22 protein-coding genes are annotated in these 24623 nt (G+C 39.7%); 11 read left to right on the top strand and 11 right to left on the bottom strand.

From position 1 onward, the window contains the following. Nucleotides 1-24 precede the first annotated feature (24 nt). A complete protein-coding gene (gene lpxH, locus PARA_RS04375) occupies nucleotides 25-729 on the bottom strand; it encodes a UDP-2,3-diacylglucosamine diphosphatase (RefSeq protein ID WP_014064712.1) in 705 nt (234 codons plus the stop codon). A gap of 87 nt (nucleotides 730-816) precedes the next feature. Here lpxH and PARA_RS04370 point away from each other — a divergent pair, with 87 nt between their 5' ends. The 5 genes from PARA_RS04370 (at nucleotide 817) to PARA_RS10460 (ending at nucleotide 4667) form a co-directional block, all read left to right on the top strand. Then, entirely contained in the window at nucleotides 817-1539 is a 723-nt protein-coding gene (locus tag PARA_RS04370) for a 1-acylglycerol-3-phosphate O-acyltransferase (protein WP_014064711.1), read from the top strand. A 1-nt stretch (nucleotide 1540) separates the two neighbouring features. Continuing rightward, nucleotides 1541-2950: a multicopper oxidase domain-containing protein gene (locus PARA_RS04365; protein ID WP_014064710.1), complete on the top strand. Its 1410-nt coding sequence runs from the start codon at nucleotides 1541-1543 to the stop codon at nucleotides 2948-2950. 26 nt (nucleotides 2951-2976) lie between these two features. Further along, nucleotides 2977-3471 (top strand): hypothetical protein, encoded by a 495-nt coding sequence (locus PARA_RS04360; protein WP_014064709.1) that lies wholly within the window; start codon nucleotides 2977-2979, stop codon nucleotides 3469-3471. A 68-nt stretch (nucleotides 3472-3539) separates the two neighbouring features. Continuing rightward, the gene (locus tag PARA_RS10465; protein ID WP_231844661.1) at nucleotides 3540-4223 is read left to right on the top strand and encodes a glycosyltransferase; all 684 of its coding nucleotides are present in this window, start codon (nucleotides 3540-3542) and stop codon (nucleotides 4221-4223) included. 105 nt (nucleotides 4224-4328) lie between these two features. Further along, complete coding sequence (locus PARA_RS10460; RefSeq protein ID WP_231844660.1) at nucleotides 4329-4667, top strand: hypothetical protein; 339 nt, start codon at nucleotides 4329-4331, stop codon at nucleotides 4665-4667. 64 nt (nucleotides 4668-4731) lie between these two features. Here PARA_RS10460 and PARA_RS04350 read toward each other — a convergent pair whose 3' ends face one another. The 3 genes from PARA_RS04350 to PARA_RS04340 all read right to left on the bottom strand — a co-directional run bounded on the left by PARA_RS04350 (nucleotide 4732) and on the right by PARA_RS04340 (nucleotide 13149). After that, nucleotides 4732-5574: a glycosyltransferase family 8 protein gene (locus PARA_RS04350; protein WP_014064708.1), complete on the bottom strand. Its 843-nt coding sequence runs from the start codon at nucleotides 5572-5574 to the stop codon at nucleotides 4732-4734. Nucleotides 5575-5780: 206 nt separating this feature from the next. Then, nucleotides 5781-12458: a YadA-like family protein gene (locus tag PARA_RS04345; protein WP_014064707.1), complete on the bottom strand. Its 6678-nt coding sequence runs from the start codon at nucleotides 12456-12458 to the stop codon at nucleotides 5781-5783. Between the two features lie 331 nt (nucleotides 12459-12789). Continuing rightward, nucleotides 12790-13149 carry an MmcQ/YjbR family DNA-binding protein gene (locus tag PARA_RS04340; protein ID WP_014064706.1) on the bottom strand — a complete coding sequence of 120 codons (360 nt, stop codon included), beginning with the start codon at nucleotides 13147-13149 and terminating at the stop codon, nucleotides 12790-12792. A 174-nt stretch (nucleotides 13150-13323) separates the two neighbouring features. On the opposite strand from PARA_RS04340, the gene PARA_RS04335 reads away from it, so the two are divergent. From PARA_RS04335 to PARA_RS04320, 4 genes are read left to right on the top strand one after another with little or no spacing between them, the layout of a single operon-like run. After that, entirely contained in the window at nucleotides 13324-14301 is a 978-nt protein-coding gene (locus PARA_RS04335; protein ID WP_014064705.1) for an ABC transporter substrate-binding protein, read from the top strand. Between the two features lie 21 nt (nucleotides 14302-14322). Beyond that, nucleotides 14323-15120 carry an ABC transporter permease gene (locus PARA_RS04330; RefSeq protein ID WP_014064704.1) on the top strand — a complete coding sequence of 266 codons (798 nt, stop codon included), beginning with the start codon at nucleotides 14323-14325 and terminating at the stop codon, nucleotides 15118-15120. Further along, nucleotides 15120-15812 carry an ATP-binding cassette domain-containing protein gene (locus PARA_RS04325; RefSeq protein WP_014064703.1) on the top strand — a complete coding sequence of 231 codons (693 nt, stop codon included), beginning with the start codon at nucleotides 15120-15122 and terminating at the stop codon, nucleotides 15810-15812. Before PARA_RS04330 ends, PARA_RS04325 begins: the two co-directional genes overlap by 1 nt. Next, nucleotides 15805-16902, top strand: a complete 1098-nt coding sequence (locus PARA_RS04320; protein ID WP_014064702.1) for an NnrS family protein — start codon at nucleotides 15805-15807, stop codon at nucleotides 16900-16902. Before PARA_RS04325 ends, PARA_RS04320 begins: the two co-directional genes overlap by 8 nt. Nucleotides 16903-16952: 50 nt before the next feature. Here the strand turns inward: PARA_RS04320 and PARA_RS04315 are convergent, their stop codons facing one another. Continuing rightward, nucleotides 16953-17336 (bottom strand): MerR family transcriptional regulator, encoded by a 384-nt coding sequence (locus PARA_RS04315; protein ID WP_014064701.1) that lies wholly within the window; start codon nucleotides 17334-17336, stop codon nucleotides 16953-16955. 85 nt (nucleotides 17337-17421) lie between these two features. On the opposite strand from PARA_RS04315, the gene PARA_RS04310 reads away from it, so the two are divergent. Continuing rightward, nucleotides 17422-18033: a cation diffusion facilitator family transporter gene (locus tag PARA_RS04310; RefSeq protein ID WP_014064700.1), complete on the top strand. Its 612-nt coding sequence runs from the start codon at nucleotides 17422-17424 to the stop codon at nucleotides 18031-18033. A gap of 54 nt (nucleotides 18034-18087) precedes the next feature. On the opposite strand, the gene folB is transcribed toward PARA_RS04310, so the two are convergent. Further along, on the bottom strand, nucleotides 18088-18444 hold the full coding sequence (gene folB / locus PARA_RS04305; RefSeq protein WP_014064699.1) for a dihydroneopterin aldolase: 357 nt from the start codon (nucleotides 18442-18444) through the stop codon (nucleotides 18088-18090). A gap of 97 nt (nucleotides 18445-18541) precedes the next feature. Between folB and plsY the strand changes: the two genes are divergently transcribed. After that, nucleotides 18542-19141: a glycerol-3-phosphate 1-O-acyltransferase PlsY gene (gene plsY / locus PARA_RS04300; protein WP_014064698.1), complete on the top strand. Its 600-nt coding sequence runs from the start codon at nucleotides 18542-18544 to the stop codon at nucleotides 19139-19141. Nucleotides 19142-19189: 48 nt separating this feature from the next. Here plsY and rpoH read toward each other — a convergent pair whose 3' ends face one another. The 5 genes from rpoH to PARA_RS04275 form a co-directional block, all read right to left on the bottom strand. Next, entirely contained in the window at nucleotides 19190-20032 is an 843-nt protein-coding gene (gene rpoH / locus PARA_RS04295; protein ID WP_005697336.1) for an RNA polymerase sigma factor RpoH, read from the bottom strand. A gap of 145 nt (nucleotides 20033-20177) precedes the next feature. After that, nucleotides 20178-20489: a DUF2322 family protein gene (locus PARA_RS04290; protein ID WP_014064697.1), complete on the bottom strand. Its 312-nt coding sequence runs from the start codon at nucleotides 20487-20489 to the stop codon at nucleotides 20178-20180. Between the two features lie 19 nt (nucleotides 20490-20508). After that, nucleotides 20509-21534, bottom strand: coding sequence for a UDP-N-acetylmuramate dehydrogenase (gene murB, locus PARA_RS04285; RefSeq protein ID WP_014064696.1), 1026 nt, complete (start codon nucleotides 21532-21534; stop codon nucleotides 20509-20511). Nucleotides 21535-21543: 9 nt separating this feature from the next. Next, the gene (gene narQ, locus PARA_RS04280; protein WP_014064695.1) at nucleotides 21544-23247 is read right to left on the bottom strand and encodes a nitrate/nitrite two-component system sensor histidine kinase NarQ; all 1704 of its coding nucleotides are present in this window, start codon (nucleotides 23245-23247) and stop codon (nucleotides 21544-21546) included. 133 nt (nucleotides 23248-23380) lie between these two features. Beyond that, nucleotides 23381-24595, bottom strand: a complete 1215-nt coding sequence (locus tag PARA_RS04275) for an MFS transporter (RefSeq protein WP_014064694.1) — start codon at nucleotides 24593-24595, stop codon at nucleotides 23381-23383. Between the last annotated feature and the right edge of the window lie 28 nt (nucleotides 24596-24623).

The raw sequence follows: 24623 nt of genomic DNA, 5'->3' as shown, positions 1-24623 counted from the left end.
CAGGTTTAATCCTGTGCTTTTTGTTTAAATAAACCGATAACCGTTTTCTGTCACTTCCAGAATTGAGGCATAATCCTTTCGCCAATCGCCTAACACAATGCGCGTGTACCCTTTTTCCTGATGAATAGCTTCTCGATGCGTATGACCGTGAATTAACCGTTCTACGCCAAATTCTTTCACTGTTTGTGCCGTAAACCCTAAATTCACATCCATGATATCCAGCGACTTATATTGCTTATCTTCTTTGCTCTTCGCGCGAATTTTCTCTGCAATTTTTAACCGCACTTTTAATGGCAAGCATAAAAACAATCTTTGTCGCCATTTTTGATGCACCTTTCGGCGAAATTGTTGATATTTCACATCATCAATACATAAGGTATCACCATGACAAATTAAGGTTTTCACGCCACCAAGATCAACACAATAGTAATCAGGCAATAACGTTAAACTACAATCTTGTGCAAATTTTTTCCCCAGCAGAAAATCTCGATTACCGTGAATGAAATAACAAGCAATGCCCTTTTCTGTCAGGTTTTTAATCAACTGTTTTACTTGTGAGATTAAAGGTGAAGTTTCATCGTCACCAATCCAAAAATCAAAAAGATCTCCCAAAATATAAACCGCTTGCGCTTCTTGCGCTTTGTTTTGCATAAAATCGTTAAAAAGTGCGGTTAATTCCGGATGCGTTTCGCTCAAATGAAGATCTGCAATAAAATAAATGGGTTTCATAACTATTCCGTCATTTTTTTCATTAGATTAGCACACATTTTTGTGTAATTTGCTATACTTTCCAAAAATTTTAATTAGGTATTTTCTATGTTAAAAATCGCCAGAATTCTTATCGTTGCACTTTGTTGTATTTTAATTTGTGTGCTCGGTACAATCTATTCCTTTATTCGTTTCAAAAATCCAAGCAATGTGGGCGTTATGGCTCGCTGGTTTGGTCGTCTATACCCTTTATTTGGCTTAAATGTAGAACACCGCTTCCCAAAAAATAAAGAGAATATGCCACGTTGTATTTACATTGGTAACCACCAAAATAATTTCGATATGGTAACCATCTCTTACATGGTATTGCCTCGCACGGTAAGTGTAGGTAAAAAAAGCTTAATTTGGATTCCTTTTTTCGGCATTTTATATTGGGTAACGGGCAATATTTTCTTAGATCGTGAAAATCGCTCTAAAGCACACAGCACCATGACTGAGCTTGCTCGTCGTATCAATAAAGACAACCTGTCAATTTGGATGTTCCCTGAAGGCACTCGTAGCCGTGGTCGTGGTTTATTGCCATTCAAAACAGGCGCATTCCATGCCGCGATTGCAGCTGGCGTACCAATCGTGCCTGTGGTGTGCTCGACGACACATAACAAAATTGATTTAAATCGTTGGGATAACGGCAAGGTGATTTGTGAAATGATGGATCCGATTGATACTTCATCCTACACAAAAGACAATGTACGCGAACTCGCCACTTACTGCCACGATTTGATGGAAAAACGCATCGCTGAACTCGATGCTGAAATTGCACAAGGAAAATAATATGTTGCGTCTTTCTCGTCGCCAATTATTAAAAACTACCGCAATTTCAACCGCACTTGCTGCCACACCTCAATCAGTATTAGCAGCATCCCGTGAAAAATTAACCATTCCGCCGTTGATGGAAGCAAAACGTGGTCGCCCCATTATCCTTAATATGGAAGAAACCGGCTATAAGTTAGATGGCTCCCATAGTGTCAGTGTCTGGGGCTTTAACGGCAATTATCTTGGGCCCACTATTCGCATTAAATCGGGTTCTTTTGCAAAACTCAATTATCACAACAATTTGCCACAAAGTATTGCTCTCTCTATTCAGGGATTACAAGCCAGTGGCGAATTATTTGGTGGCGCCGCAAAAGCCCTCAAAAAAGGGGAATCTTGGGCACCGATTATCCCAATAGAGCAGCCTGCCGCGACTTGCTGGTATCGCTCTGCAACCCTAGCTAACTCGGCTTATCAAACCTATCGCGGTATTGTGGGGATGTGGTTGATTGAAGATGATCAAAGCTTAAAATCTCAGCTACCTCATAAATACGGTGTGGACGATATTCCATTAATCTTGCAAGACATGGAATTTAACGGTGACGGATTACAATTATTTAAGCAAAATCAACCGCACTTTGTCGGTAATCGTCTTCTCGTTAATGGACAGGAAGCGCCTTATCTTGACGTCCCTCGCGGCTGGGTGCGTTTGCGTTTGCTCAATGCTTCATTAGCAAGAGCCTATGATCTGCGTTTAGATAATGAACAAGATATGTTGCTCATTGCGAGAGATTTAGGTTTTTTACCACAAGGTAAAGCGATTAATTCTCTTATTCTTGCACCGGGTGAACGTGCCGAAGTGTTAGTCAATTTAAGCGAAGGAGAAGGCGTATCGCTCATCTCTGGGGCTAAACGTGGTTTCTTCGACAAAATCAAAAATGTGTTCAGTTCAGGTAATGATTTTGCAGATAATACCGTTTTAGAACTTCGTCCACAAGGCGAAATCTCCGCATTCAGTAAAAAAATGAATGAGCAATTTAATACTGATGCCACGGCTATACTCGAAAGTAAAATCGCCCAAGAACGCACCTTTGAATTGGATGTAACAAATGGCTTAATCAACAAACAACGCTTCGATCCGCGTCGAGTTGATGTTTCGGCTAAAGTCGGCACCGTTGAACGTTGGATTATCAACAGCTCACTGCCTGTGGGTTTCACCATTCAAGGGGCTAAATTTGTGATTGAAAGCCAAGATGATGTTAACATCGATACATCGGAACTTGCATGGAAAGACACAGTTTGGGTGAAAAAGAAAGTACAAATTTTAGTAAAATTTGAACAACCTTCGTCAAATACGCATCCCTTCTTATTTGGCTCATCCAATTTAATGCTAGCTGATATGGGCTGCCTTGGTATAATGATCGTTCAATAAAATAATGATATAAAAAGGAATCTAACATGAAAAAAATCTTCGCATTCGCTTTAATTACAACCTTATTTTCAGCAGGCGTATTTGCTGCGGCGCCAGAATCAAAAGATACGACTAAAAAAGATACGGCAAATGAGCCTACTATTTATCTTTCTGTTTTTGATAGAACGAATGAACCCGCGCCATCACCCGATTTAAATAAAAAAGAAATATCTCGCACTAATAAAGCGGAAAAAGTATGCTGGGTAGCAGCTGGTAATTTTGGTAAAAAAGCAACGGTAAGCGAAACATTTAAAGCACAAGCTGAAATTGAATTCTCAAGTACAATTGAAAATGCAAAAGTGGTTTCATCACCAAATAAAAAACTCCATACCATCACTTATACCAGACCAACATTAGAAAATGGTAAATACATGATGAACTGTTGGATATTCGACCGTAGAGATCCAATCGGCAAATATGTGCTGACTGTAAAAATTGATAAACACGAATTTGAAAAACAAGTTTTCTACATAACAGAATAGTCAAAAACAAGCTTAAAAATAACCAAACTTACCAATAAAGCATAAAAAAATAAAAAGAGAGTCTGTTGATGTCTAAAAAAACTGATAAAAAAACAATCTGTTTAAATATGATTGTGAAAAATGAATCTGCTATCATCCGAGATACATTAGAGAACATTATTGTGCATATTCCATTAGATTATTATGTCATTAGTGATACAGGCTCTGATGATAATACCGCAGAAATTATCAAACAGTTCTTTGCTGAAAAAGGTATTCAAGGCGAAATTCATCACGATGAATGGGTGAATTTTGCCCATAACCGAAACTGTGCTCTACAACATGCACAAGGAAAAACAGATTATGTATTAATCTTCGATGCCGATGATCGTTTTGAAGGAAACTTTGTATTGCCTGAAGAACTAACGAGCGATCGCTATTATCTACGCATGGCAAATAGTGTAACGGGTGCAAATGTTTATTTCCGTACGCTTATGTTTCGTAATGATGGGTCATTCTATTGGCGTGGCGTATTACATGAATTTGTTGAACAACGTAAAAAAACCGTTGTGGAACAAAAAATCTTTGGTGATTATTATGTGATTAGCAGTCGATTTGGGGCGCGTAGCAACAATCCACAAAAATATTTCCAAGATGCTCAAGTGTTAGAAAAAGCATTCTATTCACCTGAAGATGAAGATCTTAAAAATCGCTATGCGTTTTATACTGCACAATCTTATCGTGATGCAGATATGTATGAAAAAGCTATTTAGTGGTATGCCAAACGTGCAAATTTAGGGGGCTGGTATGAAGAAGTTTATTATTCACTTCTCCAAATTGCCCTATTAAAAATTGAATTAGATGCCCCATTAGATGAAGTGCAAAATCTTTTACTCGCCGCTTATGAATATCGCCCACAACGCGCAGAAAGTCTTTATCATTTGGCGCGCCAATTACGTTTCCACGATAAAATCAAACTTGCTTATATTTATGCAACTGTGGCGGCAAACATTCCTCTAAGTAAAGATATTCTTTTTGTGGATCACGCTGTTTATGAATGGAAAGCTAAAGAGGAACTGGCTATGAGTGCCAATTCGGTGGGAAATTATCAGCTTTGCCATGATCTTTGCATCGAATTATTATTCAACCCAGCAGTGCCAGAGCAAAATAAAAAACGATTCCTAGACAATTTGATGCTGGCAAAAAAACATCTTTAAAGAAAGATAGCGGTTATCATAATCAAAAAAAGGTTACGAAAATTATTTACGTAACCTTTTTTGTCTAGCATTTCTCATTCGGGCGCATGATAAGATAAGACCAATCTAGATGGCGAAAAAACCAATATTTTTCACGATAATACAAGCTGTCATTCTTATTATCCCAAGGCTTCTGTGTGGAGCTATAATGAATAATAACTGGTTTAGAGCTTAGATTAACAAATTTATCACTGTACTTTCTTTTTATTGATTCAATGTAATGAACCTGACAATTCTCATTTAAACTATAATATTTTGCTTTATCTCTCAAAAGAATATTTAAAATACATTGATCGCCAAAAAGGACTTTATCAGAAAACTTCTCTGCAAGCGTAAGTAATATATCAACCAAATGAGTTTCTCGCCATTTCACGGTATCAATGAGCAATACACCGCTATTAAAATAATTAGTTGAAACATTCGCATCTAGATAAGAAAAAGAAAAGTTGTCCCAGGCACAATAATCTTTCACTACACCAACAGGCGCCCCCTCAAGATCACTATAATAAAAGTCAGCTAACGAACCATTTACAATAATATCTGCATCTAAATACAACACTCGCTCTTGATTAATGAGGTTGGGGATCAATAGCCTATAATAGCTGCTTGATGAAGAAATATGTGCTAAGGTTTTATAATTTTTAAAAACATCATCAGAAATATGTACCGGAAAAAGCTGATATCCCATTTTTCCCAGCTTCAGCTGAATGCCTTCAAACCATTCCTTAGGGATATCATTATGTAATACATAAAAATTAACACATTTATTATGATAACAAATAGATTTAATCAAGGTTTCTACGTGTGGTGTGTATTTTGCATCAACAGCAAACGCAATATTCATATAATCATTAGTTGAATTGGACATATTCGATTCCTAGATTCTAGTTTTAGTTTTAGTTTTAGTTTTAGTTTTAGTTTTAGTTTTAGTTTTAGTTTTAGTTTAGTTTAGTTTAGTTTAGTTTAGTTTAGTTTAGTTTAGTTTAGTTTAAATCATCAAATGACATTATAAATATTATTCATAAAAAAACCCAGCCGAAGCTGGGTTTTTATCTATTTTAATGGAAAATTAAATTACCATTGGTAACCAACACCCACAGAGCCACCTACGTCGCCTTGGGTATTTGCGTTACCTTGAAGTTTGAAGATAACTTTACCATTGTCGCTTGAACGTGAGTAACCTACTGCTACAGCGCTTTCACCTTTGAAAGTACCTGCAGAAGCAGCAACCATTGATTTACCTGGGATGTAAACTTGTGGTAAACCTGCTGCTGCGTTAGCACCTGCGATACCACCGCGAGCTTCTTTGCCTACTTTATTAATGCGGTTATTCAAGTGAGTCACATTACTACGTAATTGTGAAACATTCACCGCATCAGTATCTGCAGTACCTGCTTTCACGTTGTGAACTTGGTTGCCACCCATATTAACTGTTGAGTTTGGACCCACTGTCACGTTACCACCTTCTTTAACCGTTAAGTTATTAGTGGTTACGCTGTTGTGATCTACATCTTCAGTTGTTGAAACAAGGATATCGCCACCATTTTGCTCAATCGCAATGTTTTTACCTGCAGTGTAAGTAATTGTTTTACCTGAAGTAATTTTCGTTGTTGAGCTACCACCTTTCTTAGCAACTTTGTTGCCACCATCTTTAGTTGCAACATTAAAGTTGGTTGCACCGCTAGCGACTAATTGGCCTTTATTATTCACAGTGATGGTATCGTTATCAACGTTAACATCAAGGTTTACAACAGATGTTTTACCGTCTGAGTTCGCTGTAACTGTCACAGTACCTTTATCACTTGCAAAGTTCACATTGTTGTCGTGTGTTACCGCATCAACTGGTTTACCATTTGCTTGTAAGTTCCAGCCTGAGTTCAATACATCTCGAACTGTTGCTGCGTCTTTTTTCTTATCATCAGTGATATTTAACACGCTGTCATCCACAACTGTTGTTGGGTTTTCAATGTGATGTTCTAAATTGGTTACTGCACCATTTTTAATATGAGTATCACCAATTTGGATATCACCATCTTTAACTGTTGTACCACCAATGTTAAGGCTACCATTGTTATCTAACTTAATGTTATTTGCAAGATTCACATCTAAACCTTCACCATCCGCAGCTTTGGTCACACGAATGTTTTTCGCTGTTGTTGAATCTGCAGCACCACCTTTAATATTAAGGTTAGAACCTAAAGTACGATTAACTGTTTTGCCATCATCACCGGTGAATTTCAAGCCATCATCAAGTGTTGCAATTTCACGTTTGATGTCATTGCCATCTTTATCTTTATCTGTATAGGTAACACGGTTAATCTCTTTACCACCATCACGTTCTGCGACTGTGGTTGTGCCTTTTTCTGGTTTGATAGTAACTGATGCACCATCTTTACCATCTGCACCTTTCGGTCCAGTTAGGCCGATTGAACCATCTTTTCCGTTAATCGCTACAGCTGCACCGTCTTTACCGGTTACACCGATAGAACCATCTTTGCCATCTTTGCCATCTTTGCCAACTTTAACAGTAGTCACTTCTAAGTCTTCAGATGTAGCATAGATGATATTGTCACCAACACGTTTCACTTCTAAGTTTTTACCTGCTTGGAAGTTAACTTTATTACCAGCACCCACTTTTTTGGCTGTTCCAGTTTCAGTTTTGAATGAGTTTTGGTCATCTGCTTTACCTGTGTTAACAATCCAGCCTGCACTGTTGATTGCATCCGCTACATTTTTAACTGTTGCAACTTTATTCTCGTCTGCTGTATCAACTGTAACTTTTCCTGCGTTAGGTTGTGTTGCATCATCTGATGCTTTAGTAATGTTACCTGTAACTACAGTTAAGTTACCATTATTGTTAACAGTAACAGTTGTACCATCAGTTTTCACATCATAGGTTACATTTACAACGTCTTGACCATTTGTGGTGGTTACAGTCACGTTAGCTTTTGTGCCTTTACCATCTACATATTCAACACGGTCACCTGGGTTAACTGTGACATTTTTCTCAGCACCAGTATTATCTTTTGCTTTTGTAATCCAACCTGTGTTGTTAATGGTATTCGCTACATCACCTACTGTGGCAACTTTATTGCCTGCATTAGGAGTTGTATCTTCATTACCATCTTTACCTACAACTGCTTTACCTGTAGTGGTATTTGCTGAAACATTACCTGTTACTTGGTTAACAACATTCGTTGCATTTACAGAAAGACTAATTGTGCTGGTATTGCCATCAGTCGTTGGGGTAATCTTAACTGAACCGTCACTTGCAAAGTTCACGTTGTTACCGTGTGTTACGGCATCAACAGCGTCACCATTTGCTTGTAAGTTCCAGCCTGAGTTCAATACATCACGAACTGTCGCCGCTTCTTTTTTCTTCTCATCAGAGATATTTAACACACTGCCATCCACAACAGTTGTTGCGTTCTCGATGTGATGGGTTAAATTACTTACTGCACCATTGGTAATATGTGTATCACCAATTTTGATATCACCATTTTTAACTGCTGTATCACCAATTTTGATACTGCCGTTATCAGCGACTGTAATGTTGTTCACACTTAAGTCGTCAGATGTAGCATAGATGATATTGTCACCAACACGTTTCACTTCTAAGTTTTTACCTGCTTGGAAGTTAACTTTATTACCAGCACCCACTTTTTTGGCTGTTCCAGTTTCAGTTTTGAATGAGTTTTGGTCATCTGCTTTACCTGTGTTAACAATCCAGCCTGCACTGTTGATTGCATCCGCTACATTTTTAACTGTTGCAACTTTATTCTCGTCTGCTGTATCAACTGTAACTTTTCCTGCGTTAGGTTGTGTTGCATCATCTGATGCTTTAGTAATGTTACCTGTAACTACAGTTAAGTTACCATTATTGTTAACAGTAACAGTTGTACCATCAGTTTTCACATCATAGGTTACATTTACAACGTCTTGACCATTTGTGGTGGTTACAGTCACGTTAGCTTTTGTGCCTTTACCATCTACATATTCAACACGGTCACCTGGGTTAACTGTGACATTTTTCTCAGCACCAGTATTATCTTTTGCTTTTGTAATCCAACCTGTGTTGTTAATGGTATTCGCTACATCACCTACTGTGGCAACTTTATTGCCTGCATTAGGAGTTGTATCTTCATTACCATCTTTACCTACAACTGCTTTACCTGTAGTGGTATTTGCTGAAACATTACCTGTTACTTGGTTAACAACATTCGTTGCATTTACAGAAAGACTAATTGTGCTGGTATTGCCATCAGTCGTTGGGGTAATCTTAACTGAACCGTCACTTGCAAAGTTCACGTTGTTACCGTGTGTTACGGCATCAACAGCGTCACCATTTGCTTGTAAGTTCCAGCCTGAGTTCAATACATCACGAACTGTCGCCGCTTCTTTTTTCTTCTCATCAGAGATATTTAACACACTGCCATCCACAACAGTTGTTGCGTTCTCGATGTGATGGGTTAAATTACTTACTGCACCATTGGTAATATGTGTATCACCAATTTTGATATCGCCATCTTTAACTGTTGTGCCACCAATGTTGATGCTACCACTATTATCAAGTGTGATATTATTACTTAAAGCAAAAGTAACATTTGCACCGTTATCACCATTAACTTGTTCTACGGTTAAGTTTTTACCTGCTTTAAATTCAACAGTATTTTTATCTGCAATATTTTTTTCTGTTGCATTATGAGCATCCGTTACATTACCGCCCTCAGCAGCAGATGATTTCACATTCCAAGATGACTTCGCTTTGCTTAAATCAAGTTTTGATAAATCAACACTTAAATCATAAGTTTTAGTGAGACCGTTTTCTGAAGGAGTCACTGTAACAGAGCCATCAGTTGATTTGACAATCGTACGAGATGCATTTAACTGATTAAGATTAACCGCATCAGTACCATTAGTACCTGGTTTTAAGTTAGTGATCTTGTTACCGCCCATATCAAGATTACCGCCGGTAATATTGATTGAGTTATCACCAAAGGTAAGTTTTGGACCAGTTGCTTTATTTTGAATACTTGTGATGTTGGTTAATGTTTGGTTTAAAGAGAAACTATAAACTTGGTTTGCTTCATTACCAGTTTGTTTCACTTTTAAGTTTTCACCCGCATCAAAATTCACTGTTGCGTTAGCTTTCACAGCTTTTGCAGCTGCAGTACCGTCAACATTACCCGTTGCATTCGCATTCCATGCTGAGTTAGCGACTAATTGACCATCATCGTTAATTGTCACAGTTGAATTATCAACCTTAACCGTTACTTTGCCTTTGTTATCACCGGTAGCAGGAATTTCAATACCAGGGCCTGCATTGATATCATATTGAACTTTATAGGTTTTGTTCGCTTCATCTGCAGTGACTTTTGCAATCGTGCCAACACCATTTGAGAAGTTCACTTGGCTACCTGCAGTAACATTACCTTTAGGTGTAACAGTACCTGAATTTTCTTCACCAATTTTCCAGAATGCACTGTTAATTGCATTTACAACATTCGTGATGTTCGCGAATTTATCACCATCACCATCTTTAGCCATTACAGTACCATTGTTATTGGTATTAGTTGTATTTGTTGCAGGAATGATTTCACCTTTATCAACTGCAGTATCTGTCGCACTGATAGTAATATCAGAACCTTGACGTTTCAACTTGATATTTTTGCCTGCAAAGAAATTAACTGTATCACCCGCATGAATAGGCTCAGCATTTTGATCTGCACTTGCAATCTCTGATTCACCAGAATTCTTCGGATCACTTGATGTACCAATTTGTAAATTCCAGTGAGCCTTATTAATCATGTCACGTGTAGTTTGGATAGTAGTTAATTTTTTACCATTATCTTTATTACCATCGGCATCATCACCAACTTTTCCTTTCTCATCCTTTGATATTGATAAAGAACCTGTTATAGGTGTAACAATATATTCTGATGGATTAGTTGCATTCTGTTTTACAGATAAAGTATTATTGTCACCAGAAACAACTGAAGATGCTGCGCCACCAGTTGATTTCGCATTAATTGTGATTTCGTCACCTTTTGTATCAAAGGTTATGCCCGTACCAGCAACGAAGTTAGCAACAATTTTCTTGTCCTCAATTTTTAAGCCTTTACCCACGTTCACATCATAAGAAACATTAGTAATATTTGGGCCACCATCTGGCGTGCTGGATTTACTTGGTGCTTTAACGACTTTAACAGTTGTTACATTACCATTCACAAAGTTCACTTGATCTTCATGGTAAACGCCATTTACTACTGCACCGTCATTGTTACCGACATTCCAATGTTGTTTATTGATTTTGGTTGCTAGTACATCCGCTACAGCATAAAGTTGAGAACCATTAATCGCATCTGTTGAATTGCTTTTCACTCGACCTGCTGCAACATTTTTAATTTGACGCTCACTACCTGCTTTACCAACAGAAACGACAGCACCTGCTCCAAAGTCACTGGTACTAGCCGCAAAACCCTCATACTTAACGCCATTAATTTCTGCACTACGGCTCTCAACAAAATCTTCACCCGCTTCAGAAGCTGCGCCCAATGACACAGAATATTCTGCATTAGCTTTAGAAGCTGCGCCCAATGACACAGAATGTTCTGCATCAGCTACAGCACTATAACCCAACGCTGCAGAATAATTTGCATTTGCCGCTGAATCAGCACCCACTGCAGCAGCAAAACTAGCGGCACTATTAGTTGCATTATTACCAACAGCAACACCTTGGTCACCTACTACATTACTCTTATGCCCTATAGCGATAGAGTAATCAACATTTGTTGACGCCTCATTACCGATAGAAATACCGGTAGCAGATGCATTTGTACCAATTGCAATTGAGTTTTCAACTGCTGCATTAGCACCTTTACCTTGAGCGATAGAGTTATCACCCGATGCATTAGAGTTTGCACCCACCGCAATAGAGTTCTCGCCTGATGCTTGAGCGGCTTCTGCTGGAGTCATTGAACCGCCGACAGCTACAGAATTAGCACCTGAAGCATTAGCAGACGTACCACCCGCAAATGAAGCAGTGCCTGATGCTTTTGAGGCCGCACCAACTGCAGCTGCACGTTCACCAGAAGCCGCAGCATATCCACCTAGCGCTAAAGCATTACGATCGGTCGCACTAGAGCTCACACCAAGTGCTACCGCGTTATCAACCGTTGCAGTCGCACTCTTACCTGCTGCAACAGTATTTGCTGCTGATGCATTTGCTAAAAAGCCCACCGCTACTGCTGCTGTCGAACCTGTACCAGAAACGGTTGCATTTTGACCAAGCGCAATTGAAGAGTTTGCATCAGTTCTAGCATATGAACCCACAGTAACAGCCTGAATACCTGATGCATTTGCACTCGTACCAATTGCAACAGCATGGTCTTTCGTTGATACGGTATCTTTACCGATAGAAATAGTGTTAGTCCAGTTCGCCGTTGCATTTCTACCAATCGCAATAGAATGTTGGTGGGACGCATTTGCATTTTGACCTACCGCAATCGCTTCACGACCAGCTGTTGGATTTGCCACATTATCCGCTGCAATATTCACTGCGTCATTAGTTCTAAGATCTGTTGCAGCCATTACTGATTGAGATGCAGCCAATGAGCCAATCACAGCACCTGCAAGTGCGGTCAATTTAACGATCTTTTTAGACTTGGTTTTACCCTTAGCATGCCCAAGTTCAGAAACAGCAGTCCACGTTTGTGTAGCATGATTCCAAATAACTTTAAACACTTTGTTCATAAGTTTTATTCCTTTTTATTAGGATTGTTGAGAAGCTGTTGCACGGACAACAGCACCAAAAAATTCAGCATCAAAAAGGTGGCGACAACAAATTTAGTCAATAGTTTCCCTTACCCTTCTGGTCAGAACGGCTTATTTTAAGCCAACTTTGTATAAAAAGAAAGCATCAAAAAAAAGATTTATTAAAAATTACAAGCAATTAAGGTAAATTTTGAGTTATGTAAATATATGTAAAGATTTTTGAAAATTTTTACGAGAAACTTAAAGAAGTGTAAATTTTTGTATGAAAAATAATCTATTTTAGAGGGGGGCGTAAGATTCCCCCTTATTTCTACTTCGTCAAATCATAGCTCCAATCGAGCAATTTAAAAATTTCTTCGCTTTCTACACCATGATCTAACAAAATTGTCAGCCAGTGAGTTTTGTTCATGTGATAGGCAGGCAAAAAAGGTGGAGATTGTCGCAAAATACTTACCATATCGGGAGGGCATTTAAGATTGATAAAATCCGTATCCCCTTTTTCTTTTAAACCCAGTTTCGTTTTAGCAATTTTGCCGATAAGGGCATACCATTTTCCTTTTGCATTGCTATGGCGCAAAATCGCATAGTCCGGAAACTTTGCCCAAAGGTATTCGGGCTGTGCGGCATAGTGATTCTCTGCGTAATCCATTATCTGCTGTGCTTGTCGCATAGTTTGTTCCTTTTATATTGCAAAGTGCAGTCAAAATTTAAAGAAATTAAAAAAACACCTAAAAATCTGACCGCACTTTTGTCTTTCTTTACTTTAATCACAGTAGTAAGATAATAAATGAAAACTATTATCAAAATACAGGTATTAGACTTGTTTCATTATAAGGAGATAACCATGACAATGAATAGACGTGATTTTTTAAGAATGAGTGCGGCATTTACAGCAGCGGGCATGTCGCCTTCTCTCTTTGCAGCAACGAAAGAACAATTTACTATTTATGGCGCACCGGCTATGCCAAGTGTGACCATTGCAGTGGCGGCAGCACAAGGTAAATTAGCCAAACAAGCGGATGTCGCATTAGAGATTTGGCGTTCGCCAGATCAATTGCGTGCGGGTGTAGCAAGTGGTCAATTTAAAGTAATGATGAGCCCAAGTAATGTAGGCGTGAATTTACGTAATCAAGGGCAACAAGTTGGCATGGTGAATATTCTTACCAATGGCATTACGCAGTTGATGTGTAAAAGTACGCCTATCACTTCACCGCAAGAATTGGTGGGTAAAAAAATCCTTGTGCCATTTAAAAACGATATGCCAGACATCGTATTGCAGGCCTTATTGAAAAAATTGAATATTGATATTAATAAAGTGGATATCACCTATGCGGCAACGCCAACTGAAGCAATTGGTTTGTTCTTGCTTAAAGATTTCCATGCGGCCATCTTGCCAGAACCGATGGCGAGTGCCGTTGTGCTGAAAGCTAAAATTGTTGGTACGGAGATTGTACGCGGTTTTGATTTAGTGAAAGAATGGGGTCAAGCATTTAATACCAAACCACTTATTCCAATGGCAGGCATTATTGCTAACGAAGAATACTTCCACGCACACAAGGCGGAGTTTGATCTACTTCACCAAGATTTAAGTGATGCGTTAAACTGGATTATGGCTAACCGTAAAAGTGCGGCTGAAATTGGCGCTAATTATCTACCAGCACCAGAAGCCGCTATTGAAATGGGCTTAGACGGTGCACGCTTAACAGTAACCAAAGCCAGTGAACTGAAAAATGAAATCATGCAATTCTATGAAACCTTGATGGAGTTCAATCCAAAACTCTTAGGTGGTAAATTACCAGATGATAAATTCTTCTTGGCTTAATTTGAAACTGAATCACATAACATGATTAAAACTGACAAAATCCGTAAACCACAACCTGTCCTGTTTTACATCATCGACTACCTCTGGAGCGGTTTTACCGGCTTGAGTGTGGCGATGATGGTGGTTGCTTTGTGGGCTTGGGGCAGCGCACTATTTGGTGAATTTATGCTGCCTGCTCCCTCGGATGTTTTTCAAAAAGCCCTTGAGCTGCTCGATCATTTCCAACAAAACGAAATCGGTATTTCATTATGGCGTTCTGTAGTGGGTATTGCCATTGCATTAGTCGCAGGCTTAGCGGCAGGGCTGATTGCGGGAAGCTTTAAAACCGCTATGGCATTGCTTAAACCCGTCATTACGATTTTGTTAGCCATGCCGCCAATTATTTGGGTTGTGATGGCATTATTTTGGTTTGGCTTTGGCAACCCAAGTGTGCTATTTACCATTATCGTATTAGTCGCCCCGCTGACCTTTGCCAGTGCTGCTATGGGCATGGCAAGTGTAAACAAACAACATGAAGAATTGTTTGATGCGTACAAACTCGGATTGTGGAAAAAAATCCGCTATTTGTATGTTCCCCATCTCACAGGCTATGTGATTTCCAGCATTGGCGTCGCGGTGGCTATGGGCGTGAAAGTGGTGATTATGGCTGAGCTTTTGGGAGCCAATGAGGGTGTAGGTGCAAGAATTGCCGATGCCAGAGCCATGTTAGATACTTCAACAGTGATGGCTTATGTGCTGTTAGTGATTGTGTTTGTTTCACTCTTTGAATATTTGATTACCAAGCCATTAGAAATCCTGTTTATGCCGTGGAGAAGATAATGCTGAGTTTAAAAAATGTGCGTTTTGAAATTCTCCGCGATCCCATCGTGCGCGATTTCAGTATGAATTTACAACCAGGCGAAGTGAAAACTTTATTCGGCCCAAGCGGTTGTGGTAAAACTACGGTACTGCGTTTGATTTCAGGTTTAGAAACACCAAAATCGGGCGAAATCAAGAATACATTCCGTAAAACAGGCTTTCTGTTTCAAGAAAATCGTCTATTAGAAAATCTCACTGCCATGCAGAATATTGCCATTTTTATGGATAATCCTAATGAAAATGAAATCATTGCGCTGGCAGAAAAGATCGGGCTTTCTTCGGGGGATTTGAATAAATATCCGACCGAATTATCGGGCGGTATGGCAAAACGCGTGGCATTTTTGCGTCTATTACTATGTGGCTGTGATTTAGCCTTATTGGACGAACCTTTTGTCGGTTTGGATCGCGATTTACGTGATATTTTAGCTGCGATGTTAGTGGAAAAAATTGAGCACCAAGGCATGGCTTGTATTTTAGTGACGCACGATCGTTTTGAAGCAGCTCGATTAAGCCGAGAGATTATGCAGCTTTCTCCAAAAGGGATGGATGTTCAAAATGTGATTACCTTGCCAACGCCATTATCCGAACGCAATTCAGCCTTTGAAGAAACCGTAGTCGCACGCGAATTTCAAGGAATCCATTATTATGAATAATTTCTTTACCCATCCAATGCGACCGTTTTTTGTTGGGGCTGCCATTCTTGCGATTGTGGGGGCGTTGAGCTTTTTCATCAACCCCGATGATCTCATCCTACACCGCAAAATTTTCTTAGAATTTATGCTGCCAGCCGCATACGGCGGCTTTCTGACAGCTTCCATGCTTGAATGGACAAATTACAAAGGCAATTTAAAACCTATTGCGACGATTTTAGCGGTACTCTTACTTACAGGATTGGTGTTATTGCCATTTTCGCCGCAAACCGCCTCGTTTTTAGTGGCAGCTTATTGGCTCGCGTTGTTACTCTTTTGTGCTTGGCTGTTTTGGTTGGATCGTAATACCGACAATTTTACTTTACTGATATTACTTGCCGCATTTACAGTTTGTCAGACAGCTTACGCCATGACTGATAGTCTGAAATTATTGCGAGCACAGGTGCATTTGAATATGGCGGCTGTAATGTTTGTATCAATTCGAGTCAGCATTCTATTAGGCGCAGAGGCACTGAAAGAAAGTACATTGAAAGATCCCGTATTTATCCCAAATGTCGTGTATAAAAATATTGCAATTACATTCTTGCTGCTCCATACCGCAGCAGAGCTTTGGTTGCCTGCGCAAACAGCCACTTTTACTGCTTTTGCCGTTGGCTTTATCTTGCTTGCCAAGTTACGCGAATTACATCATCACGAACTGCTACGTAAACATTACGTACGCACTTATTATTTCCTTCAATTGTTCGCCGCGATTGGCTATTTGTGGATTGGCATCAATAAATTAATTGATGAGCCTACTGCCGATCCATTACACATGGTGACACTCGGCGGCATTCTTGGCAGTATGATGATGATTTGGCTCACCGCGGGATTATGGCATAGTGGCTTTACGAAACTGGATTACCCAAAACTCTGTCGCCTTGCCGTGCTTTGTCTTTTTACGGCAGCACTTTCCCGAGCTTGTTTAATGTATGTGGACGAGCTGTTTTTTATCACGATTCCCGCTATTTTAATTGCCATCGTGTTTATGCTATATCTCGCAACCTTTGTGCCGATATTCCGAAACAATGCCTTTACAGATGATCCGGAATAATGACCAATCCGCACATCCACGTGCGGATTTTTAATATTTTTTGACCGCACTTAATAGGCTTTTAATTGAGCCATGGCTTTACAATCTGCAGCTTGATGATCATCTTCGGTAATTAAACTTTGTAGAAAATGTTTAATTTCGGTCAGTTCGGCAATTTTTTCTTCAACTGAAGCTAAATGCTTCGCCAACATACTATCCACTTCGCAATGTTGAGATTGCTGCGTTTTCATCTCATTAAAAAATTTAATTTCGGCTAAGCTAAAATCTAACGCTCGGCAGGTTTTAATAAACTTTAATTGTTTCAAACTGGCTTCATCATAATCTCGATAGCCATTTGCCAGCCGTTTAGGCTCCGGCATTAACCCCATTTTTTCATAATAGCGAATGGTTTCTAAATGAATACCGCTTTGTTTGCTGAGTTCATGAATCTTCATCTTTTTAAAATTAAGCCTTGACCTTGTAGTGACTACGGACTTTATACTTTATCTCAAGTTAATTAAAGACACAATGAGGAGCATTATGTCCGAACATCATTCCCATGAACACCATGACCATTCATCTCATGCGCATATTCCACAAGATAAAAAAATCTTAGCACTCAGTTTGGCCATCATTACCGGCTTTATGGTTGTCGAATTTGTTGGTGGCTATTGGTTTAACAGTTTGGCACTCATGGCTGATGCGGGACACATGGCAAATGATAGTTTATCGTTATTTTTAGCCTTGTTAGCGTTGTTTCTATCCGCTCAAAAACAACGATACATTGCCCTACTTAATAGCGGCTCGTTGATTATTGTGGCATTGATGATTTTAGTTGAAGCCATTCAACGCTGGCAAAATCCTATTGAGATGATGGCATTACCGATGCTTGGGGTGGCATCTCTCGGATTATTGGTGAATCTTTTCGTTGCAAAGATGATGTTGAACAGCGATCATGATAATCTCAATATCAAAGCGGCATATCTACATGTACTCACCGATTTATTCGGTTCCATTATTGCGATACTTTCGGGGCTAAGCGCTTATTTTCTGGGATGGTTATGGGTTGATCCGCTAGCAAGTATGATATTAAGTGTACTAGTATTAAAAAGTGGGATTGGCACATTCCGTTTGGCGCTTAAAAACATCTAAAAAATGAACCGCACTTTGTTTTGATATTTCCAAAGTGCGGTCAATTTTCAGCGATTATTTCAACTCGCCTCGTTCTACAATAATTCCGACATTATTTGCTTGAGCAACTGCTTTGGGTTTGCTTAATTTAAGACGTAACCATGAAATACCAAAACGTTGTTGTAATTGGTCTGCCACTTCATAAGCCACGCGCTCAATCAATAAAAATGGCTTAGCTTGCACATAATCTAAAATAAATTGGCTCACTTCAGCATAATTGAGACAGTATTGTACATCATCCGTTTCGGCGGCTTTTTGACAATCCCATGCCATTTCCAAATCAAAAACGAGCTTTTGTTTAATTTGTTGTTCCCAGTCATACACGCCAATTTGTGCGAAGACGATTAATTCTTCAATAAAAATTCGATCCATCTCTCATTCCTGTAAAAATATAGTGGGCTAATGCTATCAAGTTTGGTTAAAATAACGAACAAGTTTTTCAAATACAATCAAGATTGTGGAGCACAAAATGAGCCTATTTGCCCTTTTTTATATGATTTTTGCTTATTTACTGGGGTCAATTTCCAGTGCAATTTTGATTTGTAAGGTAGCTGGCTTGCCTGACCCGCGAAAAAACGGCTCTCATAACCCAGGTGCGACCAATGTATTGCGTATTGGTGGACGTTGGGCGGCGCTCGCAGTATTAATTTGCGATATTTTAAAAGGGATGTTACCGGTTTGGGCAGGGTATTATTTAGGGCTCACGCAATTTGAATTAGGCATGGTGGCATTAGGCGCATGTTTAGGCCATATTTTCCCTATTTTCTTTCAGTTTAAAGGCGGAAAAGGCGTCGCGACCGCATTCGGTGCCATCGCGCCAATCTCTTGGGGCGTAGCGGGTTCAACGTTAGGGACGTGGTTGTTAGTCTTTTTAATTAGTCGATATTCCTCATTAAGTGCGGTCATTACGGCACTTCTCGTGCCATTTTACGTTTGGTGGCTTAAACCGGAATTTACCTTCCCCGTTGCCTTAGTTTGCTGCTTGCTGATTTACCGCCACCACGACAATATTCAGCGTTTATGGCGAGGCCAAGAAGATAAAATGTGGGGAAAATCCAAAAAGAAATAAATAAAAAACCTGTCGATTATCGACAGGTTTTCTTTTTATCAAAACGGCTTAGAAATCGACCGCACTTTTAAGTTTTTTCAATGCGTTGGCTTCAAGCTGACGAATACGTTCTGCAGACACATTATATTTTGCTGCAAGATCGTGAAGGGTGGCTTTCTCATCATCTAACCAACGTGCTTTGATAATCTCTTGGCTACGTTCATCAAGATTAGCTAAGGCTGTACCTAATTTTTCTGTGGCTTGTTCTTCAAAGTTTTCACTTTCAAGTTCTGCCGCAAAGTTTGAGCTTTTATCTTCTAAATATAAAGAAGGTACATAAGCTTCGTCATCATCATCTGTTGGCAAATCAAAGCCGACATCAGCGCCAGTCATACGGGATTCCATTTCGATGACATCTTCTTTTGACACGCCAAGCTCATTCGCCACCATATCCACTTCGTTTTCATTGAACCAACCTAAACGTTGTTTGGTTTTACGTAGGTTAAAGAACAATTTACGTTGTGCTTTTGTGGTTGCGACTTTCACAATACGCCAGTTGCGAAGGACATATTCATGGATTTCAGCTTTGATCCAATGCACCGCAAAAGATACAAGGCGAACACCCACTTCCGGATTAAAACGTTTTACCGCTTTCATTAATCCGATATTACCTTCTTGAATTAAATCTGCTTGTGGCAATCCATAACCTGAATAACCACGCGCAACATGAATAACAAAACGTAAGTGTGATAAAACTAATTTTTTCGCTGCTTCAATATCACCGTCATAATACAAACGTTCTGCTAAGCTTTTTTCTTCCTCTGCAGTGAGCATCGGATATTCGTTTGCTGCTCGAATATAACCTTCGATGCTACCTTGAGGTACTAACATCATTTGAGTTTCTTTATTCATTCTTCTCCTCACAGCATGCGGAACAACGCCCCGACTCATTACTTATTTGTTATTGTATAACAACTATTGTCATTATACCTCAATTTGTTTTATTTGACAGTTTTTAACGATTGAAAGTTCAGATTAATCACTAAAAATTTTCAAATTATTTTAATGGTACAAGCGAATAAACCACATCTTCCGCCACCACTTTAAACAATAAGTCAATATTGGGATGTTTTCCAGGGTTTTGTTTCGCATCTTCAACATGTTCGGCAAACCATTCAATGCCTTGCTGCGCAGAAGTGCGGTCTAATTTCCCATTAAATTTTTCTGCTAACGCATGATAAAGACGAAGCGAACCTAACTTACCTGGCGCAGCTGGAATATGATGTATCACCGTTTCACCATTTAATACGTCTAAACCTGTTAGATGATCAATGGTGGGTAAAGTCTCTAAAATGTCTTTAAAGTTCATGATTGCTTTCCTCTATAAATTAACTGATGGCTTGCTCTGAATTCACTTCGCCATTTGCTCCCATAAAGCGTACCTCTGGCTGTAAATACACACCAAATTTATCCGCTACAGTTTGACGGATATGATGTGCTAGCTTAACAACATCCTGCCCTGTGGCATTGCCTTTATTAATCAGCACTAACGCTTGTTGTTGATGAACAGCTGCACCACCGATTTGAAAACCTTTTAAATGGCATTGATCGATTAACCAGCCCGCAGCAAGTTTCACAGAGCCATCCGGTTGTGGAAAGTGCGGTAGATTTTCGACCTGTTTTTGGATTCTCGCAAATTGCGCTGCACTCACCACAGGATTTTTGAAGAAACTGCCTGCATTGCCAAATTCTTTTGGATCGGGCAATTTACTGCGGCGAATATGGCATACCTCATCAAACACTTGTTTTGCCGTTACCGTTTGAGGATCAAAATTCACTAATGAGCCATATTTTAAAATCGGTTGCCAGTTTTTGGCTAATTTCAATCCCACTGCCGTAATCACATAACCTTGCGCATAGCGATGTTTAAAAATACTTTCACGATAACCGAATTCACATTCGTTCGCCTGTAAGCGGAATTGTTCTCCCGTGTTAAGATTCAGTACATCCACATAATCACACACATCTTTAAATTCTACGCCATACGCACCAATATTTTGAATCGGTGCTGAACCGGCACAGCCTGGAATGAGTGCAAGGTTTTCTAACCCATTAATTCCTTGTGAAAGCGACCATTCCACCAACTGATGCCAATTTTCACCACCATTGACATGCAAATAATGGTAACCGCTATCTTCTGTATGTTGAATACCTGCTAAACGGTTAACTATCACTATCCCTTGGAAATCTTCTAAAAACAGCATATTGCTGCCTTGGCCTAAAAATAAGACAGGGAGATTTTCAGCTTGCGCTTTTTGCCAAGCTTGTTGGATTTGTTCAATCGATGTGGCTTCAATGATTTCACGCGCATTTGCTGGAATATTGAAGGTATGAAAAGGCTGTAAACTTTGCATTAACTTTCCTTAAAAAAATGTGTGAGGAAGCGTGATTTTAACCATCGTACCACCTTGCTCCCTTTTTGAAATTGTAAGCTGAGCATTTAATTGGCGACTGCGTTCAGTCATGATATTTAAACCATAATGCCCTTCTGGCTCGTCTAACGTTGGAATCCCAACGCCATTATCTTGCACAAGAATCTCGTATTCCCCTTCTGCATTGATATGCGCTTTCACCTCAATCAACGTACCTTTTGAGTGTTTGATCGCATTCAATGTTGCTTCACGCACAATTTGCAGAACGTGCACTAATTCTTGTGGATTTAAACTTTGCGATGGCAAACTGCAGTCCACAGTCATTTGCATCTTCGTTTGCGAACGCAAGCTTTCGATAACTTGCTCCAAAGCAACCTGTAGGTTGGCTTCTTGCACCGTTAAACGGAAGGTCGCCAATAATTCTCGTAATTGAGAATACCCATCTGATAAAGCTTGTTCAAATTCACCAATGATGGCAATGCTTTTCTTTTTTGATTCCTCGTCTTCTTTCTTCAAATTATGCTTCAACAGCGTTAATTGAATTTGTAAGAAAGACAGTACTTGTGCCAATGAGTCATGTAATTCCCTTGCAATAATTGACCGCTCTTCCATCAGCAAAAGTTGCTCTTGTTGGCGTTGTGTTTTGTGTGAATACAACGCTTTTGCCACCATTTGTCCTAAGTTTTTCATCATGCGAGGATCAGGACAAGGCAAACCCGCTTGCCATGAAAGCACCGCTAAGTTTTCATTTTCAATGGAAAGTTCTTCGACTTGAAGTGATTGTTTAGGATCTTTTTGACCAAAAGAAATTTCCCAATGTTCTGATCCGAAAATTTCTAACTCAATGTAGCGTAAATGTTCGCTGACACGAATATGATTCAACACTTGACTGAGAATTTTATCATTAATCTTTGTTGGCGTAAGTAACTGAGAGCTTTGATAAAGTGTTGTTAAAGAGCGGTTAGTTTGGCGCAATTTTTGCGTTTTCTCATTAACGGCATCTTCTAAACGTGAATAAAGTCGCCCTAACTCAGAAGACATTTGCGTAAACACTTTCGCTAAAATACCAAGCTCATTATTACTTTCTGTATCAAGTTGGATATGTTTAAACTGCCCCATTTGCACTTGCATACTGGCTTTGGTCATGAGTTCTAGAGGTTTCACCACTTCGCGCTTCATATACCAAATCACATACGATACCATCGCAAGAATCAATAGCATGGAAACACACAATACCGAAACTGCAATAATCCATTTTAGTTCAGTAAAGCGTTGTAATTCCAACACAAAATCATCGACATCTTGTACATAACTTTTTAGTTCGGCGTGATATTTTTCAATTTGATGGCTACGCGCAAAATCGGACATCACCGCCCAGCGTTTTAGGATTTCTTGATAAGACTCTCTCACCCCTGAAGGTGCAAAAAGCTGATTTTGTACCGTCAGCAAAGCATCAGCATTGAGACTACGTTGATAACGTACTAAATTCTGTTCGACCGTATCCAGCGAACGTTCCATTTCCGTTAATAGCCGATAACTTTGCATACGCAAAGAACCAGAGATATTAATGGCTTCCGCATCCGACTTATTACTTGCCATCACGATCAAACTCAATGAGCTAATAATGCCCATGAAGATAATGACTACAAATAAATATTTAGCAATACGGGTAGAAACTGAACGTTTAGCGTACACGATAATTCTTCAAAATTAGGAAAATTACCCATAGTTTAGCATAAAGTGCGGTTGAAATTGGCTGATTTTTCACAAATAAAAAACATCGGCTTTGACACCGATGTTTTCAAAAACGTTAATTTTTTGACCGCACTTAGCTTAATTCTTTGCCTTTTAATTCTGGCACTAAGAAGACTGTCGCCACCATGTCGATCACATAAATCACTGCTAAGAAAGCAATCGCAATACTGAATGAGTACGCGGATACAATCGCCCCAACAACAACCGGTCCAAAACCACCTACGGCACGACCTAAGTTAAACAATACATTTTGTGCTGTTGCACGCGCTTCTGTCGGATAGGCTTCTGCCATTAACGCCCCATAACCGCCCATCATGCCGTTGACAAACATCCCTAAGAATGCGCCAGCCACCAACATCGCAGTTGGATCAGTTAATTGAGAGTAAGTGATGATACTGATCACAGCACCTAGTTGGAATAATAAGAAGCTTGGTTTACGCCCGATTTTATCGGCTAAGCGACCAAAAATCCAAATCCCCGCCATCATGCCGCATACGGTAACAGCGGTCCATAAACCTGATTTCGTTAAACTAAAGCCAAGTTGTTTAGATAAGAAGTTTGGCATCCAAATCATAATGCCGTAGTAACCGAAGTTTTGTACGGAAGTTAACACTACCACACCAAGGCTCACTTTTGTGGTTGCTTTGTCTTTAATTAAGAGTTTGAAAGATTCCAGTTTGGATGTTTTTTGGGTAGAAAGTGCGGTCTGTTTTCGTGAGAAAATTTCAGGTTCGTGTAAGCGGGTACGTAAATACCAAGCCACAAACGCTGGAAAGATACCGACAACGAACATGCCGCGCCAGCCGATATGTGGAAGCAATACTGGGGTGAGTAACGCAGCGGCTAACACACCAACTTGCCAACCTAACGCCACATAAGAAGCCGCTTTTGCGCGGTGTTTTGCAGGCCAAGCTTCAATGGCTAATGCCATACCGATACCAAATTCACCGCCTAAACCGATACCCGCGATGGTGCGATAAATTAATAAATCCCAATAGCCTTGTGCGATTGCACATAATCCGGTAAATACGGCGAAGAGGACGATTGTCCAAGTCAGCACACGTACACGTCCATAACGATCGCTTAATGCGCCAAATACAATACCGCCCACCACAGCACCAATAAGTGTCCAAGTGACTAATGAGCCAGATTGTGCGGGGGTTAAATTAAGATCGGCCGAAATGGCACTAAGCATAAATCCAAGAATAAGAAGATCGAATCCATCCATCGCGTAGCCGACAGCTGATCCAATCAAGGCTTTCCAGCCATATTGATTGACGTTTGTCATGATTGAGGTCCCTTTTGCTACTCACGGG

This window comes from Haemophilus parainfluenzae T3T1 (assembly GCF_000210895.1).
GTDB classification, from domain to species: domain Bacteria; phylum Pseudomonadota; class Gammaproteobacteria; order Enterobacterales; family Pasteurellaceae; genus Haemophilus_D; species Haemophilus_D parainfluenzae_A.
Note: the sequence above shows the minus strand (reverse complement) of the source record. Positions and strands in the feature narration are given on the sequence as shown.